The organism is Vibrio sp. 378 (genome assembly GCF_033339435.1).
Genome location: NZ_JAWOUO010000434.1, coordinates 1 through 765, shown reverse-complemented (window position 1 = coordinate 765; position 765 = coordinate 1). Strand labels below are relative to the sequence as shown.

Genomic DNA, 765 nt, shown 5'->3' with positions numbered 1-765 from the left:
TAAGCGAAAGCAAAATAGGCACCCAAGTTAAGCACGACAGTAGCCACTTGTCGCGCCGTAACACATGCCGTTGTGAAATCTTAATCGTCATAGACTTTTTACCTTGAGCGATTACAGCTCAACCACAACGCTCATACCCATGCGCAGTTCTGGTTCTGGTTGAGTAGGGCGAGCTTCTACTTCAAAGGTACGCAGATCGAAACCTTGTGCTGCATCGGTCGCTCGCCAAGTTGCGAAATCGCCCATTACTGCAACGTGCGTGACTTTAAACTCGACACTTTTATCTAATGCTGGCAGGTATGCGTTAAATGTGGTGTCTTTAGTGAAGTGTTTAAGCAGATCCTCGCGCACGTTCAGTGTTGCCCATGCATCTTCAGTGTCGATGACGGTGACGACTGGGAAGCCCTGCGGTGCAAGCTCGCCGCTTTGTAAAAGTACTTGAGATACTTCACCGTCAAACCAACTGTAGATTTGAGTATCTTTCGCATAAGCTTCCACTTCAGCAACTGCGCCAGACGCCATACGAGCTTTCTCAGCCGCGGCCACTTTGGTTTCGCTACGAGCCCCTTCTTTCGCCATCTCATACATCTGGAAAGCGGCACTTTCAGTGTATTTAGAAGCCTGCCATTGGGTTAGCGCTTCATCACGTTTTTGCTCGGCAACCACGCCATCTTTATACAGGTTGTTCACGCGGTTATAGGTTTTTTCCATCAAATCCGCTGCGGCTTTCGCTTTTAGCCATTGGTCTTTCGCGGCTTGAATTTG

General features: G+C 48.8%; 1 protein-coding gene. It reads right to left on the bottom strand.

The features are described from left to right. Positions 1–111 precede the first annotated feature (111 nt). Positions 112–765 (bottom strand): HlyD family secretion protein (locus R7Q48_RS26765; protein WP_318133263.1); only part of this gene is annotated, 654 nt, incomplete at its 5' end.